At 43.0% G+C, this 19,134-nt stretch carries 8 protein-coding genes; 7 read left to right on the top strand and 1 reads right to left on the bottom strand.

Annotated elements, in window-relative coordinates:
- The first annotated feature begins 284 nt into the window (after positions 1 to 284).
- The 3 genes from fsa to tkt all read left to right on the top strand — a co-directional run bounded on the left by fsa (position 285) and on the right by tkt (position 5,805).
- Positions 285 to 935 carry a fructose-6-phosphate aldolase gene (gene fsa / locus RDO37_RS03705; RefSeq protein WP_027939550.1) on the top strand — a complete coding sequence of 217 codons (651 nt, stop codon included), beginning with the start codon at positions 285 to 287 and terminating at the stop codon, positions 933 to 935.
- Between the two features lie 577 nt (positions 936 to 1,512).
- A complete protein-coding gene (locus RDO37_RS03710; RefSeq protein WP_308498151.1) occupies positions 1,513 to 2,997 on the top strand; it encodes a hypothetical protein in 1,485 nt (494 codons plus the stop codon).
- A gap of 813 nt (positions 2,998 to 3,810) precedes the next feature.
- Positions 3,811 to 5,805, top strand: coding sequence for a transketolase (gene tkt, locus RDO37_RS03715; protein ID WP_308498152.1), 1,995 nt, complete (start codon positions 3,811 to 3,813; stop codon positions 5,803 to 5,805).
- Positions 5,806 to 7,122: 1,317 nt separating this feature from the next.
- Here the strand turns inward: tkt and RDO37_RS03720 are convergent.
- Entirely contained in the window at positions 7,123 to 8,049 is a 927-nt protein-coding gene (locus tag RDO37_RS03720; RefSeq protein ID WP_308498153.1) for a tripartite tricarboxylate transporter substrate binding protein, read from the bottom strand.
- 2,064 nt (positions 8,050 to 10,113) lie between these two features.
- Here RDO37_RS03720 and RDO37_RS03725 point away from each other — a divergent pair.
- The 4 genes from RDO37_RS03725 (at position 10,114) to fbaA (ending at position 18,276) form a co-directional block, all read left to right on the top strand.
- Positions 10,114 to 11,775, top strand: coding sequence for an AraC family transcriptional regulator (locus RDO37_RS03725; protein ID WP_308498154.1), 1,662 nt, complete (start codon positions 10,114 to 10,116; stop codon positions 11,773 to 11,775).
- A 1,150-nt stretch (positions 11,776 to 12,925) separates the two neighbouring features.
- Positions 12,926 to 14,593, top strand: coding sequence for a CYTH domain-containing protein (locus tag RDO37_RS03730; RefSeq protein WP_308498155.1), 1,668 nt, complete (start codon positions 12,926 to 12,928; stop codon positions 14,591 to 14,593).
- Between the two features lie 1,069 nt (positions 14,594 to 15,662).
- Positions 15,663 to 16,829: a phosphoglycerate kinase gene (locus tag RDO37_RS03735; RefSeq protein ID WP_273322445.1), complete on the top strand. Its 1,167-nt coding sequence runs from the start codon at positions 15,663 to 15,665 to the stop codon at positions 16,827 to 16,829.
- A 361-nt stretch (positions 16,830 to 17,190) separates the two neighbouring features.
- Positions 17,191 to 18,276 carry a class II fructose-bisphosphate aldolase gene (gene fbaA / locus RDO37_RS03740; protein ID WP_308498165.1) on the top strand — a complete coding sequence of 362 codons (1,086 nt, stop codon included), beginning with the start codon at positions 17,191 to 17,193 and terminating at the stop codon, positions 18,274 to 18,276.
- The last annotated feature ends 858 nt before the right edge of the window (positions 18,277 to 19,134 follow it).

Here is a 19,134-nt window from a genome sequence, read left to right on the forward strand (position 1 = left end):
GTTTGAATGCTCTTATGGCTTGAGTTTTAATGCTTTTAAGCTAGGTTTAGTGGCTTGTGCTTTACGATAATGGGCTTTGTAAGTTCTTATGCCTCGGTCGAATAGAATATTAAAAGCTGCCTAATGTTTAGGAGGCTTTTGCATCTTTAAGCACTAATCTTAACTACTCTTGTACAGGGTAAGGTTTTACTTTGCGTGGCACTTGCTTTGGGCGGTGCGTGCTGTTTGACTTGATGATGCTCAAAGCTTAGGTAGCTTGGAAGGATTTTTTTGGAGCAGTTATCATGCGTTTTTTCATTGATACCGCAAATGTTGAAGATATCCGTAAAGCTAATGACATGGGCGTTATCTGCGGTGTTACCACTAATCCAACCCTGATTGCCAAGGAAGGCCGTAAGTTTGAGGAAGTAATTGCTGAGATCGCCTCAATCGTAAATGGTCCTATCAGTGGTGAGGTCAAGCCAACTACTCTTGATGCTCCTACCATGATGCAAGAGGCTCGTCAGATTGCTGCTATCCATCCAAACATGGTAGTTAAGCTCCCAATGACTGTTGAGGGCTTAAAGGCAACTAAGATGTGTACTGCCGAGGGTATCAAGACTAACGTTACCTTAATTTTCACCGCTAACCAGGCTCTTTTAGCTGCTCGTGCCGGTGCTACTTACGTATCTCCTTTCTTAGGTCGTCTTGACGATATCTCAGTTCCTGGTATCGATCTCATTCGTCAGATTTCTGAAATCTTTGAGATTGCCTCCATCAATTCTCAGATCATCGCAGCTTCTGTTCGTAACCCAATCCACGTTATGGACTGTGCATTAGCCGGTGCTGACATTGCTACTGTTCCATACAAGGTAATTGAGCAGATGACTCACCACCCTCTTACCGATCAGGGTATTGAGAAGTTCCAAGAAGACTATCGCAAGGTTTTCGGTTAATAGACTATATTCCCAAGATAAAAGCACAGATGTAGGCTGTACTTATAAGCACAGCCTATGTGAGTGTTAAGCCTCATTCCATTACACAATTACTTTGCTGTACACTTTTTTACACAAAATGGTAAGCAGTCTAAAAATGTTTAGTTTTAAGCATGGTAAGGGCATCAGCTTGGACATTCTAACTAGCACTTAGTGGCTTTAATTAGCACTAAGTGATTAGAAAACTATGCACAGCTCAAAAAAGGCCGATCTCAAGATCGGCTTTTTTCATCTTTTAGGCTAAAATTATTCGAGTTTTGTCCTATATAGAGGTGCATACATTTTTAACGAGCTAAAGTTTGTCTTTAGAAAAGTGTATACAGCTATAACTTACAAAACTATCGGATCAAAAACTGAAAGCAGATGTCTTTAAAGCCCGTACATAAGCGCAAGCACTTGTAGATATACAAGTAAGAGCATCTGCGGTTACACCTTGCTAACTAAGATGGGGTGATGAGGGTAGCTGCTTTCAGTTTTAGATCTATTAGGCTAATAGGAAGGTACATTAGGTACTATTGTTTAATGTCAGGGGAACATAATGGCATTTGACGTTAAGAAAGCGGCAGCAGTTGGTGCAGCCGCAGCAGGTGTTCTGGTTCTATCCAGCGGTTGGTTAATGAGCTTATGCAGCTATAGCGACACTGTAGAAAAGGCACGTCAGGGTATCGAGCTTTATCTTTTAAACGGCAATCCTGAGCTTAAGGATCAAGGCTTATCTGTTGCTCTGTACGAGCGTGATGGTAGCCTCTTTGAGCGTAAGCTCAACTTAGTGGTTACTCTAAACGAGGACTCATTCAATCTGCCTTTAGATGTGTCATTAAATTACGGTTCATATGACATCGTCTTCGACCCAATCCACGCTACTATTAGCCGCGTTAATGCCATCAAGTCTTTAGAGCTTGATACTCTTACCGATATCAAGGCACGTGCTCACTTAAGCTTATTTACTGGCAAGCTGAGCTTCGATGGTTCTGTTTCATACTTAAACGACACTTACGGTCTGTCAAACTATGCATATGCTAAGGCCTTTGACGACTACCAGACCTTACTTAAGGGTGGCAAGTTCGTAAAGGACACCTCCAAGAAGGTTAAGGCTAATGCTCCAGCTGAGCCAGCATACGTTTATGATGCTCACAAGAGCAAGGAAGAGAACTTAGTAGCTTTTGAAGAGTTCAAGAAGCAGGCTATTAAGGATGCTAACAACGTAGCTGAAAAGACTGTTTCCATTATGGGCGAAGAGTCTTTAGAGCAGGTTAAGGCAGACACACGTTTCTTACCTGTTGGTACTGCTAAGTTATCCATCAAGATGGATGCTAACGAGAACATCTCTACTTCTTTAGTAGTAGATAGCTTTGTAAGCGACGATCTTGGTCTTGGCTTATCTGGTGTTAAGTACTACTCATCTAACCGTGGTCTTGCTAACCTCTTAAACTTCGGCCGTAACGAAGTTCAGTGCGACAAGATCTTCTACCCTGTTGGCAATCAGCTTGAGCTCTTAGACAACACCGTTGTTAAGTTACAAAGCGGTCACGTTGCTACTACTGGTGCTTTTGATCTTGCCTACGAGCTTAAGATTGCAAAGGCTTCTGACTTTAGCGATCTGAACTTAAACGGTAAGCTTTCTGGGCTTACCATCAACATGTTCAACAACATGAGTGTTGGTGACATCTTAGCTACTATTGGCCAGAACGGTTTAGACCTGCGCGTAAGCAAGGGTTCAACTGTTAAGGTTCCTGCTTTAGTACGTTTCGATCCATACAAGGATCCTGAGATGCGTGAGGTTACCTTAGGCATCGATGGTAATGTAACTCTGCCAAAGGATAGCCCAATGGGTATCTTCACTGTTCCATTTGTAGATGCTAACGTAACTGCAGATTTAGATGTGAACACCATTGAGGGTAGCTCCATTAACAAGGAAAACCTCGCTGCATTTAGCGTCCATCCAAAGACTGGCGTTTCATCTGCTAAGGTAATTCTCGACGAGAATGGCCTTACTATTAACGGCAAAGAGTTCGTAGATTAAAAGCTAAAACTTTTTAAAGTTTTACAAAAAGCGTAGGGGCCTAAAAACTCCTGCGCTTTTTGCTTTTGGACGCACCAAAAGCATCTAAGCCAACCATAACCATGTTTTGCGTCCACGAACCACAATGAGGAGCCTCAGCACCTTTCGATCTTCTAAGAGCATTGCGCCTATCAACCGCAAAGCCTACCGTACGCAAAGCGTACTGTGGTAGCGGCAAGCGCAAAGCGTACCGTATGCAAAGCGTGATGAGGTGGTTACAACAACTGGTGCTTGGCAAGCACACTCTATTTAGGATGGTGCACAAAGTTGTGTTGTTAGGAAAGCACAGATCTTACTTTGGCCTAATTTAGAATTGGCAGAGGCTTTTTATAATCTCAGATGCAGCCACGCGCTTTTTTGTGGCTTATTAGCCTTATTTTTAGCTTGATGAGCAGCGCTAAGGTAGGCTTTTTGTGGTGAAATTAGCGGTAGGTTAAAAAGATTGTCATTAGCTATGGACTTTTAAGATTTTTTCCCTATCCTAACAACTAAATTAGATGCCGAACTGTTTGTGTTGAAGTTCGGTCTTTTATCTTAGTAATCTTAGACAGTTTCCGACGGCAAAGGCATAAAGCTTAGTGCTTTTAGCATTTGCAAGACATCAATACTGCAGCTTTGGGACAACACTTGTGTTTAGCTAGTGTTTTGTCTTGGGTACAGAGCATACAAATTGGATTTGTACGCTTAGTGCTTACACAAGGATGGCAGTAGTGATCTCTTACAAAGGTTAGGCCACGGCCTACGGCCTGATGCAGTCATTTCACTGGAGAACTCATGTCACAGTATCAGCAATTAGCTAATGCAATTCGTGCCTTAAGCATGGACAGCATTCAGAAGGCCAACTCAGGTCACCCAGGTGCCCCTTTAGGTATGGCCGATATGGCTGAGGCCTTATGGCGCGGCTTTATGCGTCACAACCCAAAGAACCCTAACTGGGCTAACCGTGACCGTTTTATCTTATCTAACGGCCACGCTTCCATGCTGATCTACTCTTTACTCCACTTAACTGGTTATGATCTCAGCATTGAAGACATCAAGAACTTCCGTCAGTTCGGCTCTAAGACCCCTGGTCACCCAGAGTACGGTGAGGTTCCTGGCGTTGAGACCACCACTGGCCCATTAGGTCAGGGTCTTGCCAATGCTGTTGGCTTTGCTATGGCCGAGCAGATGTTAGCCTCCGAGTTCAACAAGGATGGCTTAAACATCGTTGACCACTACACTTACGTATTCATGGGCGACGGCTGCTTAATGGAAGGCATCTCTCACGAGGCATGCTCCTTTGCAGGTACCTTAGGCTTAGGCAAGCTCATCGCTTTATACGACTCTAACGGTATTTCTATCGACGGTCAGGTAAAGGACTGGTTTGGTGACGATACTGCTAAGCGTTTTGAGTCTTACAACTGGCACGTTCAAGAGGTTGACGGCCACGATGGTGAGGCTGTACGTAAGGCTATTAAGGCTGCTCAGGATGAAAAGTCACGTCCATCCTTAATTATCTGTAACACCACCATTGGTAAGGGTTCACCTAACAAGGCTGGTACTGCAGCATCCCACGGCGCACCTTTAGGCGACGATGAGATTGCTAAGACCCGTGAGGCTATTGGCTGGAACTACGGCCCATTTGAGATCCCTGAGGACATTTACGCTCAGTGGTCTGCTGTTGAGTCCGGTGCTAAGGCTGAAGCTGAGTGGAATGATTTATTCAATCAGTACAAGGCTAAGTACCCTGAGCTTGCTAGCGAGTTTGAGCGTCGTATGAAGGGCGATCTGCCATGCGACATTCAGCAAAAGGCTTTAGCATGGGCTGAAGAGTTACAGAAGAACCCAGCTAAGATTGCTACCCGTAAGGCTGGCCAGAACGCATTAGACTTCTTCGGTGCTTTATTACCTGAGCTTGCTGGTGGTTCTGCTGACTTAGCTCCATCCAACTTAACCGTTAACAAGGCTTCTGTTTCCATTAAGCCAGGTGCAATCCAGGGTAACTATGTACACTGGGGTGTGCGTGAGTTCTTAATGGCTGCCGCTATGAACGGCATGATGCTCCACGGCGGCTTCCGTCCATATGGTGGTACCTTCTTAATCTTCTCCGAGTACGCACGTAACGCAATTCGTATGTCTGCTCTGATGAAGATCCCAACCTTATACGTATTCACCCACGACTCTATCGGTGTTGGTGAGGACGGTCCTACCCACGAGCCTATCGAGCAGATTGGTTCTTTACGCTTAATTCCTAACTTAGACACATGGCGTCCATGTGACCAGGTTGAGACTGCTGTAGCTTGGTGCTCCATGGTTGAGAGAAAGTGTGGCCCATCTGAGGTTATTCTCTCCCGTCAGAACTTAGAGCAGATGGATCGTGCTTTAGAGCAGATTCCTCTTATCGCTAAGGGCGGCTATATCTTAAGAGATTGCGACGGCACCCCTGATTTAATCTACATCGCAACTGGTTCTGAGGTTGCCTTAGCTGTTAAGGCTGCTGAGCAGTTAGCTTCTGAGGGCAAGAAGGTACGTGTTGTTTCCATGCCTTGCTGCGAAGTATTCGATCGTCAGAGCGCTGAGTATAAAGAGCAGGTTCTCCCTGCAGCAGTACGTAACCGTGTTGCTGTTGAGGCTGGCTCAACAACTACTTGGTACAAGTACGTTGGTCTTGATGGCAAGGTTTTAGGCATCGACCACTACGGTGCTTCTGCTCCTGCTGACGTTCTCTTTGAGAAGTACGGCTTCACCGTTGATAACACCGTTGCTGTAGGCAAGTCCTTACTCAAGTAATAACAAACCCGAACAAATTACCCCAAAAAGGTAATACTAATCAGATAGCTTGTCGCAAAAGCCAAGCCAAGCCAAGCTAAGCGAAGCAAAGCTAAGCTAAGCCAAGCTATCATAAAGGCACATAAGAGCCTCCATAGCCACACAAAGGTTATGGAGGCTCTTTTACTTTGGCTCAAGCCAAATAGTTCAGCCAAGAGAAAGGTCAATTCTCACGACATCATCTTCTCGACTCCTAAACTCAGCTATAACGTTAAGGTAGCTCTCCATCCAATTAGCCAACGCCAAAAGAGCCAATCCATCGGCCAAGCACAAGCCAATCATGTAGCCAAGCAAAAAAGTAAATGAGCACACAAGCGACCCATCATGCAAGCAGCAAGCAAAAAGACAAACGAGCACACAAGTGACTGGCAATCAAGCTGCATGCAAAAGCAAATAAGGCGTTGGTGGCTGATCGTCTAGCAACAGGAAGTGGTTTTCTGATTGCCTAACAAAAGGTCAGGGTTTACAGGAAAAATAGGGCTAAAGATTGGGCTGGAACAAGAGTAATTAACAGAGTAAGCCTAGCTTTGTGGATTTAGCCTAGGCCAAAGTAAAAAGAGCTCGCAGTTAGACTCTGCGAGCTCCAAGTCTAAGCCTGTGCACGCAGGCTTAGTTTCAGGATTGAATCGGTAAACAAGGTGCATGTGTGATGCATTCTTGTAAGAGTCATGTTGAGTAGCCATTAGGCTAGCTCTTAGCTATACCAACATGAACATAAATTCTTTTGCGCTATATTATGCCACTTAGGATTTCATATAGCCTTGCTAAATTAGCTGTTCTAAAAAGTTATCATTGCTAAATTAGCTATTCTAGAAAATTAGTAGTCAAGCAATGATAGTTGGCCGTCATGACTTTTGTAATTTTGGTCAACCTGCATAATCTTACAAGACCATGATGGATATGCAAACAGTATTACGAAAAATGGATAGCACTTGCTGCATTTTAATGCAAAGCATTACACAATTATGATTTGTATCTAGTTTGTAGTCTCAAATGGCTATACAAAGGCATATTAGACGTACATGAGCTTTTATCATGCTAACTTACAGTACCTTATGCATGAGTACCAAGCCTAATTATGGTGCTTAAAGGCGCATGGCATAATCATCAATAGCCACAGCCTCAGCCTAAGCCCCAGCATCAGCCTCAGCACCATCCGCATTTGCATCTGCATCTGCATTTGCATATGAAGCTGCATCTGTATGTGCAGCTAAAGATGCAGCTGTAAGTGTGTCTAAATGGCACGGGTGCGAGCTAAGTATTGTAGTCGTTTGTTTGTTAGCGCTTGAGGAGGTTTTTAAGGATGATAGCAAAGCGATAGTTATCATCTCTCATTAAATTCTCTGCCTCATCGCCAATGATGTATTTAGGCTGAATATAGTTGCTTAAGAAGTACTCATCGTATGTGGATGTCGAGGAGATACGTCTTGCTGAGGTACGTAAAACATTTACCACCTTCTCTGGAGTGCCCTTTGGTACAACTAAAGTTGCCCAAGCTCCAATGACGAGATTATGTCCTAGCTCTTTAAAGGTTGGTACATCAGGAAAGAGTCTAGAACGCTCGTTAGACATAATGGCTAAGATTTTAAGTGAGCCATTATCAATTTGCTCTTTAAAGGCTGAAGGGTCTGCAAGTGTGGCATTGATTTGTTTGCCAGCAATAGCTGCAGCTATATCTGAGCTGCCTTTAGAGAAAGGAATATGCTTTACACGGACACCAAATTCTTTTTCAAATGCCAAAGTAGCAACATGCCAAATGGCTCCTACACCTGAATTTCCCATTAAGATGGTTCCAGGATGGTTGTGTACATATTCAACAAACTCTTCTAAAGTATCATATGGGGCTGCACTATGGACTAATAAAGCAGCTGGAGCTGAGATTGGAGTAATGATGGGGGTAAAGGCATCGACGGCGATTTTGATCTTTTCCTGATGGGTATATAGAGCCAGATCTACAGTAATCATACCCATGGTGTAGCCGTTGGGTGTAGCATTTGCAATAGCTTTAGTTGCAACTAAGCCACTATGGCAAGGCTCGTTTTCTACATGGATTTTGACGCCTAAATCTTCGGACATTAACTTAGCTAGTCCACGTGCTGCTATGTCCGTACCGCCACCAGCCTTTTTAGGCACAATGATGAGTATATCCCTGCCGTTAGGGAAGTTGGCAGCAGATTTTGCATTAGTGTATGCTTCACTGCTCACGTGTTGGTGGGCATGTTCAGCAAATGCTATTGGACAAAAAGCAAGGGCATAGCTCAGCATAAAAGCTGTGGCTGTAGCAAAAAGTCTATGAACACGCATACAAAAACCTTTTTCTTAAAAGCGAAGCTAAACAACAAGTAGCCATAAAGGCAACTTCGCATTGACAGAACAAGTATCGTACTCATTCTCATTTCTAAATAAGACTCAATGCAGCATATATAACTGCGATCTTGCATAAGTCTTTTAATTCATTTCCAGCATCTTGCATATACAAGATGACTCTTTTTGAGCAATTAATTCAAGCAGCTAGTAGTAGTATAAGACCTGACAAATCGAATTGGTAAAATACAGGATAAACCAATAACTCTAATAAGCCAAAGGCATCTAGGCTAGTTAAGCTAGTGGGACTATTACTCTTGGCTAATTAGTCTAATGGGACTGATGTACTTAAGAGCAGTGCCCAAAAGGCCATTTGTTGTATATAAGCTATGGTGCAAGCAAGCGCAGTGACAGTTCTTTATGATTATGTAGTGCAAGCATAGGGCCTAAAATCGCCTTAACACTTGCAAATGTGTAAATATCGTAAGTAACACTTAGCAAAGCTATGAGACAGATCTACTGTATGCTTGCTACATAAAGACAGTGTAAAGGCTGCGCAAACTTAATTTTTGAAAACTGAAAATTAACTTGTCTACTACCATATCACTAACTAAGGCACTTTAGTGCATTACTTTGAGATTGCTATGCTCAAATTGAGATATAGCAGTGAAATTAAGCCTAAGGTAAGAACATCAGGTTACGCTTAATCTAGTAGCTTATCTTGATTTAGAAAGGCTAGGGATATTCGTGTACTTTTCACGTACAGGCAAAAGGATTTTGGCTTAATGACATGAGGCAATCACTATATAATTGCGTCAGTAAGCTAGAACTACTCTAGTCGTGGATTTTTAGACATAGACTTACGTCCATTGTTTATTAGCATGTCCTGATCACGAGTACTCTCTAATAATTTACTAAGCTTACGTTAACTTTGATTGACAGTATTGTTGTTGTTTAACAAGGGCTCATTTGAAGCCCTCAAAATTGTCAAAGGAATTCTATGTCAGATACGCTACAGGAGAGAGGCTTTCTGACGGCACTAGCTCATAAGCCGCTGCTGGTGTTTTTGATAAGCATCTAAGGTTGTTTTAGATAGTGTCTCTAGGCATGAGCTTAGATAGAACTTAATTTGCAGCGAAAAGTACACAGCGTATTGAGCTTTATTGCTCTTACGGCTTAGCAGCACTGTTTTAAACAGTCTGCAGCTTAGCTTAATTGCTAAGCACAATCTTGTTTGTAGTTTGGATAGCACTGCCTAAATGCGAGCTTGGGTAGTGCTCAAAAATAGTTTTAGTTAAGCAAATGTAGTCTGTTGATATGCAAGAACAACTTTTGGTGTTGCTTGTATAAAGCTACTACATGCTTGATTGCTCTTTATGCATATAAACGAGCAAGATAATCTTGCCCTCGTGTATGCATGCTCATAGCTTGATTGCTTTAGCACTGAGACTCAATTTAAGTTTGAGTTTAATAGCTTTAGTAAAAGCCTTGTGATTGGCTAAAGCTCTATTGTCTTGCTAGGCATAGCTAGTATTGCTTAAGGTAGCTAGCTTTCTTAGTAACGTTAGTCATGCCAATGCTTGGTTGGTTTTGCCAAGCACAGTTAGCTTTGTAAAGGCTTTGCTAGAATTGCCAAAGCAAAGTTAGCCTTGCTAAAGGTATATGGGCTTTGGCACAAGATAGGCTAACAAAATAGCTAAAGACACTTAGCTCTATGCAAAGTAGGCTAAGTGCTGTGAGTTCTTATCTACTAGTTTTTTTTTCTAGCAGTGGCTAGATGTTAATTGCTCATGTAGATAAGTTAGAGAGCTTAGGTTGCTGAGTATGTTTTTAATAACACTGGATCAGAACATCTGGTGTTTTACAGCATTTAAGCAGCTGCTTTAACTAAATTTATAGTCCAGGCTGCTTAATGAGTATTGAGACTAGCTATGCTGTGGTGGATGATGGAAACCGGTTGTTTCGATGAAGAACTCACGTCAACACAGTGTAGAGTCAGGTAGTTTAAGTTTTCCTTTCAGCTACAGAGTTGTAGTTGATGAAGCTAAGTGCAAGGAAGATGTTAATCACTACCATATGGAACATGAGATGATCCTCATCGGGGAAGGGTCATACACTGTCCATCTTGATGACATGAAATACGCCGTGCACAAGGGTGATCTGGTTATTATTCCGGCAGGTGTCAGTCACCATTTTGAGCATCTTGAGCTCAAACTTCCTATCTATAATCAAGACGGTACCATCACTACTGAAGATGGCACCTTAAATACCATTGAGCATACCTTTACCAACAAAGAAGGTGTAACTACTTCATCTAAGCAGGCTATTGAGCATGACTCTTTATGTCTGCGTGCTTTAGAGCAGTCTAATAATGAGCAAGTAGATCCTCCAGTACTAGTTGGCACCTTCCTTAGCGCTAAGCGTGACGCTATCAAAGAGCTCGCAAACTCTGATGCAGAATTACGTGAAGTAGAAGAATTTAAATCACCTCTGCAGTCACTCGTGGAAGACGTAAAAGACGAGTCTGCTAGTACTAAGCAAAAGCACGAAAGAGCAAATAGTAAAGCCAAGAAAAAGACTAGCAAAGCTAAGACAGGAGAGGCAGCATCTAAAGTAAGCAAGCAAGTAGCATCGAGCGTGTCTCTTGATGGTCAAGATGATGATACTTTTGCTAATGCCAAGATGAATGCTGCTGCGCTTAAGTCATGTAAGGAAGACTTAGCATCTAAGCAAAGCAAGAGTAGCTGCAAGAAAAGTAAGGACGCTTATAAGCAAAGCTCTAATACTGATAAGCAAGTAACAGCATCAGAGCTTGAGTTAGATAGTCTTGATGATGTGCAAAACTTTGAGCCTTTAGATGGCCAAGAGTGGCGCTGGAATGATCAAAAAGAGCGTGACTATAGACGTTTAGAGCGCTTAGATAAGTCGGATAGCTTTGTCTACAAGTGCCTGTACTTTGATCCAAACTTAATTTTAGAGCATGCTGGTAATGGTCGTTACTTTATTGAAGCTATTCAAAACGGCCAGATTAAGCTGCAGAGCGTGTTCTATCGTACTAATCCAGACGATAGAGCCGTAATTACTGCTTTTGACGATCTTTGTCATACCGTACAGAGTGTATTTTCTTTAGAGGAAAACTCTGCACAAGATGACAAATTCTCCAAAAGAGCTGCTTTAGAGCTCAAAGCTCAAGGTCAGTTCTTAACTTTAATGGGCATCTTACAGTATGAGCAGCACTATAAAAATCACGAGGAACAAACAGCCTCGGAGCGTCGTCAGGTAAAGCTCGTTAACGATGCCATTAAGTTTATTGCAGCTCACTATAAAGAGAACATCTCGCTCAACCACATAGCTGAGGAGGTCAAGCTGCAGCCAACCTATCTGTGTCGTTCCTTTAAGGAGTACACAGATAAGACTCCTGTTGAGTACATCAATGCTATGCGCATTGAAGAGGCCTGTAAGTTGTTATCACAAACTGACAAACGCATCAGCTCCATAGTTGATGAGCTCGGCTTTAAAGATCCTGGCTATTTTGCACGTGTTTTTAAGAAGTACACAGGATCCAAGCCAAGTGAATATCGCTCTGCAAATACCACCATCAAGGCCGCATCCCCAGCCAAAAAGTAGTACTACCGAAGCACAAGCAATAGCACAAGCAATAGCATTAGCAATTGCAGCTACAGCCAAGCACCATGCCACTGACCATCAAAATATGCAGTGGCCAAAGCTCTTGCATCCCATTAAGCAAGCCATGTCCATATGTGGCATGGCGCAGCATATCCCGCGACGATTAATTCATCAAATTGATAGCAGTCTAAGTGGCCTTAACAGGGAACATATTGATAAAAGGCCATCGTAAATACTATGCATGTTCAGAAACTAAAACTGCGCAAAGACAGGGCGGGAGTGTAAAACGTGGCAGATTCAAAACATAGCAGATGCATGGCATAGACACAGGCTCGGGTGGATAAATAGGCACTGGTATGGACACAGGCTAGTGTGGAAACATAGGCACTGGCTGAGACGCAGGCTCGGGGGAGACATAGACACGGGCGTAGACATAGGCGCTTGAGCGGGCGCTGTTGCTGCCATTTGCTATAGAGCTTGGACTAGGAATTTAGACAGCATGAGTGTACGTAATGGTGTTTAGATTAATGAGTGCGGCAAAGACTCAAATTAGTGCAAAGTCTGCTCTGATTTTCATGATGAGCTTCAAAAAACAGCAAAATATTGGCTTGCACATCTTTACTGTAGCTACTTTGTGGTGAGTTTTTCTAGTGCAAGTGAACTATGCGATACTTTTTTGATATGTTTAATAAGTTGCTGTATCTATGTTGTGAACTATAATATGCCAAACTAGTTCAATAAGACGAGCAAATGTGATGTAGAACGCCATTGCATGACATTTCGTTCTTTGTTATCGTCCAACAAAACATCTATAGATATTTGTCTGACATCTATACCAATTAGCTGAGTTTAATGACAGATCTTAAGGCAGATTTGTTAGTGGTACATGGCAAGTCTTTTCTTCATTACTAGCTTTTAGTACATAGCTTTGAGCTTACACCTGTTTGCTTAAGTTACGAATGGGCTTTGCTAATAACATCTTAGCTTGTATGTAGTGGCTAACTTTATAGTTAGCTATGTTTGCGGTAGTTGCTAAGGATAAGCTGCTGTTTTTGCAGTGTCTTAAATAGAAACTTAGCAATATGGTTTGGTAGTTTTTTTATCTCTGGTGTCGGGATTGTCAACTGCCATGTGGCGGTAGAGGCTGCTTATGTTTACTAAGGAAAACCTTCTCAACAACGTTGAATGCGAGTACAAGTACGGTCTGAACGCGCAGTACGCTGATTGTTTCCTGGATGATTTTATCGCCAAGTTCAATGAGCTCATTGCATTTAACTATGAAGGACTGTCCCAAGAGTTCCGTAGTGAACATGATTTAAAGGAGTTCTTTGCTGATAAGAGCAAGGTAAAGCGCGAAGTGCTTAAGAATGAGTACTTTGATACTGAAGATGACCTTTTATTTAAAGAGTTTAATGCCGGTCTGCGTCTACGCCGCAGTAGTTTGAGCTCAACAGTTGAACAGACCTTAAAGTTCAAAACTCAGGATATGGCAGCAGGTGCCTCTCATACTCATATTGAGACTACAGTTAATGTAGATGACTCAGTGACCTCTCCTGATGTGTCTTTATTTGACAGCAATTTATTACCAAATGGTTTTGCCTCCAAAGTTCAAGGTAAGAGCTTAATTTGTAAGTACTTAACTGTCTTTAAGCGCAGCTCTTTAGTTCTATCTGTGCCTCGCTTTGCTTGCTTTGAGCTAGCTTTAGATCGTGGCAGTATCATCAGTGGCGATATCAGCATTCCGATTTGTGAAGTCGAGTTTGAGCTCAAGAACATTGATAAGCAGTGGCTTGATGAGAATTGGGGTGTAACTGTTTACGACCTTGATGATGTTCGTTTGCAGTTTAGCTCCTTTATCGATGAGGTACTGCTGCTAGTTGCTGGCTCTAGCACTATTTTCATTGATCGTACTGGTATGAAGTACGAAGGTCCAACCGACATTTATGCTCACTCTAAGTCAGGTGAAGCTCCTGATTTAGATAGTGCCGGTTTTGATGACCACATTGTATGCGCCAATTTCTTTACCTCAGATGAGGTGCAAAAGATTCCATCTCTGCCTTTCAAGAAAGGTGGTCTTATCTACGCAGAACCTTTATCCAAATTACGTCGTGCAGTACTGCTAAGTATCTTCAACGCCGACAATCCTGGCTATAAGATTGGATCAGGTGATGATGCATGCATTAGCGTAGAGCGTGGTACTCGTGTTGATGCTGATGCCTTTAGAAAGGCAGTAGTTGAGTATGGAGCTATCCCATCTCCTACCTTAGCTCAATTTGGCAACATGGTTACTTACATGACCAAAACTTACTCACTTGCAGTAGGTCTTGCCAATCTTTTTGGTACTGCAAAGCACTTTGATGACGTGCGTAAGGTCTTGGCTTGCTCCATTACCTTTGCAACAGACCATAAGCTTTTCAACTTAACTGATGAGCTGCGTATTGTGCATCGCCGCATGGCCCAAGATTTAGACTTAAGTGATCTGAGCATGCTTGCAGTAAGTGAGTGCTCCTCAATATTTATTGAGTTCAATGTGAAGATGTGGTTTGAGCCTTTCTATCTGCAGCTGAGCCGCTCTTTAGATTCAGATCCTGACTTTAATGTACACAAGTTTAAGGAGCTCAACGCCTCTGCTGTAAACAACAGCTACTCCATCAAGTCTGCTGAATATATTGAGCGCGTTAACTACATGCTCAAGCGTAAGAACATGATCTTAACTTGCGAATACAGCAATGAAGATGATTTTAAGAGCCTGGCCTTTGCTACTCAATACCACACCAAACAGTCCTGGGAGTCGGTAAACTTAAGCCCAGTGCACTAGCAACAAAGAAGTAGCAAACCACATTCTCATTGGCAGCAAAGATAGCTGTTAACACCCAACAAAGGCCTAGCTCTATCTAGGCCTTTAGTCTTAATAAACCACGAAAAAAAATCATCCAAATACCAACGAGCCTACAATCCGCCCCACAAAATCGACTAGCCCCAAATACCCAAGCTCAAAACCAGCGATCTACAATCGACGGCTTGCTAACATACCCATCAAAAAAAAACTACAAACCATCATCAAGATGGAGAACGACAAGACTAAAAGAAACAGTAAACCTGCAGCAAGGCTAAAATCACTACAAATTGGATATTTTCACTAAGCGTGCGTGCAATCAGTTAAGTACAGAAGTAAAAAGCCTTAAGCGCATAAAAGAACTATATCAAGTAGTACTCATATTCAAAGTAAGTAGCTTCTAAAGGTGGTAAAACTATAATCTTGTCATACAGGCTGATGTTAAGTGAGCCTATGTAAAAGCAAGTAATGGAAAGTCTATTGAGGATAGAGCGTAAATTACGTGTCAGACATTTTTGCAGCAAATTGCAGTCACAGTACTTTAGATTGTATGCTCCACCTTATGAAAATGCGATGTATATCAAGACTTTGTGAAGTACTTACGTCATCTTTTGGGGCAGTATCAGAGCTTGTATACAAGCGCTTTTACGCGCAATGATTGCTGTTGCAAGCTTTGCAGTGTAATAAAGAAAGTTCTAGTTAATTTGCATATAGTGCTTTGTTAGTTGATTTTTAACACGTGGTGTTTATACTTACTAAGTTGATGTTGTTGCAAGCTTTTATCAACTATCCAACAAAACCTCAGCAAGGTTTTGCAGCAATTAGCAATGAACTACTGATGCTGATATGGCTAAGTTTAGTTTTGCAGCAATTTACAGCATTACACCTCTCGTAATTGAACATTATTGACATTGCAAGGGTCTAAAGTGTTTTAACAGACTCTGCAAGATTGCAGCAACAAGCTAGGTTGAGCATTGCTCCCTTAGTTTGTTACTTAGGTTCAATACGGGTATTCAGTCTTAACAAGACATCTATTTTGAGGATTTTCGTTATGGCAGCAGTTAAGAAGATGGCCGACCTCGACCTGAAAGGCAAGCGTGTATTCATCCGTGCCGACTTAAACGTACCTGTAAAGGACGGCAAGGTTACCTCTGATGTACGTATTGTCAGCTCATTGCCAACCATCAAGTTAGCTCTTGAGAAGGGTGCTAAGGTCATGGTTACCTCACACTTAGGCAAGCCTAAGGAGGGTGAGTATGCTCCAGAGTTCTCACTCCAGCCTGTAGTTGACCACATGGCTACCTTGTTAGACTGCCCAGTTCGCCTTGCTAAGGATTACTTAGATGGTGTTGAAGTAAACGAAGGCGAAGTTGTTGTATTAGAGAACGTACGTTTCAACGCTGGCGAGAAGAAGAACGACGAAGCTTTAGCTAAGAAGTACGCTGCTCTGTGCGACGTATTCGTAATGGACGCATTCGGTACTGCTCACCGTGCTCAGGGCTCAACCTACGGTGTTGCTCAGTTCGCTCCAGTTGCTTGCGCAGGCTTATTATTAGACGCTGAGCTTACCGCTTTAGGTAAGGCTTTCGAGAACCCAGAGCGTCCTATGCTGGCTATCGTTGGCGGTTCTAAGGTTTCCACCAAGTTACCAGTTCTCAACTCCTTATTAAAGGTTGCTGACCACATCGTTGTTGGTGGTGGTATTGCTAACACCTTCATGGCAGCCGGCGGTGCTAACGTTGGTAAGTCTCTGTTTGAGGAAGACCTCATTGAGACTGCTAAGGAGCTCTCTGCTAAGACACATATCCCAGAGTTCGTTGACGTTGTTGTTGGTAAGGAGTTCGATCCTAACACCCCAGCTACCGTTAAGGATTTAGCTGACGTTCAGGCTGACGACATGATCATGGACTTAGGCCCTAAGTCTGCTCAGAACATTGTTGACGCTATCAAGAGCGCTAAGACCATCATTTGGAACGGCCCAGTTGGCGTATTCGAGTTCGACCAATTCTCAAACGGCACCAAGACCATGGCTTTAGCTATTGCTGAGTCTGACGCTTTCTCAGTTGCTGGCGGCGGTGACACCATTGCTTCTATCGAGAAGTTCGGTATCAAGGACAAGATCTCCTACATCTCCACTGGCGGCGGCTCATTCTTAGAGTTCTTAGAGGGTAAGAAGTTACCTGCTGTTGAGATTCTCGAGAAGCGTGCAGCTGAGTAATCAATAAGATTACTTTAGGCCTTAAGTTAGGTTCTTTTGACTGACTTATAGAGCCTTAGGCAAGATGGTATTAGCAAACTAAATTGCCGCCATCTTGCCTTAAAACGCAAATTCCACTTTTACAAGCTTGCTTGTGAAAGTATCAAGTACCAAGCATTTTGCTTAGTGCTACTGCTTTTTAAAAGCTATGCCCGATTTTGCAAGGCACCAGTGTTAATGTGCTTATCTTAGATGCGCACTGATGTGTGGGTATCAAAGCACTTGCTTTGACTGATGCATTGAAATCTATTACTCATAAAGAGTGCTAGGAATTGGGTATAATACAGGGGCGTGGAATGGCACGTCTCATAATTAGGATAGACTGATGACTAAGATTTTAGATGTTGTAAAGCCTGGTGTATTAGTAGGCGAGGACTTACAGAAGTTATTCGCTGTTGCAAAAGAGAATGGCTATGCATTCCCTGCTGTTAACTGCGTTGGTACTGACTCTGTAAACGCTGTTTTAGAGGCAGCTGCTAAGGCTCGTTCCGCTGTTATCATCCAGTTCTCAAATGGCGGCGGCCAGTTCGTAGCTGGTAAGGGCTTAAAGATGGAGCGTCCACAGGGCAACGCAATCTTAGGTTCTATCTCCGGCGCTTTACACGTTCACAACGTAGCTAAAGAGTACGGTGTTCCAGTTGTATTACACACTGACCACTGCGCTAAGAAGTTATTACCTTGGATCGACGGCCTCTTAGACGCTGGCGAAGAGTTCTACAAGAAGGAAGGCAAGCCTTTATTCTCTTCACACATGTTAGACCTCTCTGAGGAGTCTTTAGAAGAGAACGTAGACATCTGCTGCAAGTACTTAGAGCGCATGTCTAAGATCGGCATGACCTTAGAGCTCGAGCTTGGCTGCACCGGTGGTGAGGAAGACGGCGTTGATAACTCCGACAAGGACGAGTCTTCTTTATACACCCAGCCTGAGGATGTAGCATACGCTTACGAGCGCTTAATCAAGATTTCTCCAAACTTCACCATCGCTGCTTCATTCGGTAACGTACACGGTGTTTACAAGCCAGGTAACGTTAAGTTAAAGCCAACCATCTTACGTGACTCCCAGAAGTACGTAGCTGAGAAGTTCGGCTTATCCGAGGCTAAGCCATTAAACCTCGTATTCCACGGTGGTTCTGGCTCTACTAAGGAAGAAATCGCTGAGTCTGTATCCTACGGTGTTATTAAGATGAACATCGATACCGACACCCAGTGGGCATGCTGGAAGGGTATCAAGGAATACTACGAGGCAAACAAGGACTACTTACAGGGTCAGCTCGGCAACCCAACCGGTCCAGATGCTCCTAACAAGAAGTACTACGACCCACGCGTATGGTTACGTAAGGGCCAGGAGACCATGGTTGAGCGTGTACTCGAGGCCATGAAGGAATTAGGTTGCGTAGACTCCCTCTAATCGATTAGATTTGTTGTTCATAAATTACATAAAGCTCAGGCCATAGGCTTGGGCTTTTTTAATGTCCGCAAACCAACCAACCAACCAACCAGCCAACAAGCCAATCTTCAATCGGTTCAGCACTCCGCGCATCACTACGAAACAAAGCACAGCAAAGCAAGCCTGCCCATATCAACAGCTGTTCAGCGCATCCCTCTCAATCCATCTCATCTAAAGCCACAATCAAACCATGCAAATTTCGTCTTAAGAACGAAATGAAAAGTTAACAACTTCAGTCCCAAATTCACGACTGGTGCAGCAGATTAGGCCTGAAGATTAATGTGAGCACATTAACTTCGCTCAAAGAACGAAGTGAAAAGTTAACCACTACAGTATCATAGGCATGACTTGGCGCACCAGATGAATCCCATACCTAAGTGTTAGCACATTAACTTCGTTCTAAGTACGAAGTGAAAAGTTAACAACCTAAGCCCAAAAGGCTCGACCAATCGCAGCAGATGAAGCCCATACCTCAATGTTGCACATTAACTTCGCTCTAAGAACGAAATCAAAAGTTAACAACTACAGCACCAGAGATATGGCCAGGAGCTGCATATGAGGACATCGCTTCAATGTGTGCGCATTAACTTAGTTCTAAGAACGAAATGAAAAGTTAACAAATTCAGCGCAAAAGGCGCGACCAATAGCCGCAGTTAAAGCCTGTACATCAATGTGTGCACATTATCTTCGCTCTAAGAACGAAGTGAAAAATTAACAACTGCATCACCGGATGTATGGCTTTGAGCTGCATAAGAGGACTGGCCTCAATATGCGCACATTAATTTCGCTCTAAGAACGAAATGAAAAGTTAACAACTGC

The sequence above is a fragment of the uncultured Anaerobiospirillum sp. genome, assembly GCF_902485895.1.
GTDB lineage: Bacteria > Pseudomonadota > Gammaproteobacteria > Enterobacterales > Succinivibrionaceae > Anaerobiospirillum > Anaerobiospirillum succiniciproducens.

What these genes read in the sequence shown, in the direction of transcription:
- fsa (WP_027939550.1), top strand. Translation starts at nt 285, where the DNA reads ATGCGTTTTTTCATTGATACCGCAAATGTTGAAGATATCCGTAAAGCT.
- RDO37_RS03710 (WP_308498151.1), top strand. Translation starts at nt 1,513, where the DNA reads ATGGCATTTGACGTTAAGAAAGCGGCAGCAGTTGGTGCAGCCGCAGCA.
- tkt (WP_308498152.1), top strand. Translation starts at nt 3,811, where the DNA reads ATGTCACAGTATCAGCAATTAGCTAATGCAATTCGTGCCTTAAGCATG.
- RDO37_RS03725 (WP_308498154.1), top strand. Translation starts at nt 10,114, where the DNA reads ATGAAGAACTCACGTCAACACAGTGTAGAGTCAGGTAGTTTAAGTTTT.
- RDO37_RS03730 (WP_308498155.1), top strand. Translation starts at nt 12,926, where the DNA reads ATGTTTACTAAGGAAAACCTTCTCAACAACGTTGAATGCGAGTACAAG.
- RDO37_RS03735 (WP_273322445.1), top strand. Translation starts at nt 15,663, where the DNA reads ATGGCAGCAGTTAAGAAGATGGCCGACCTCGACCTGAAAGGCAAGCGT.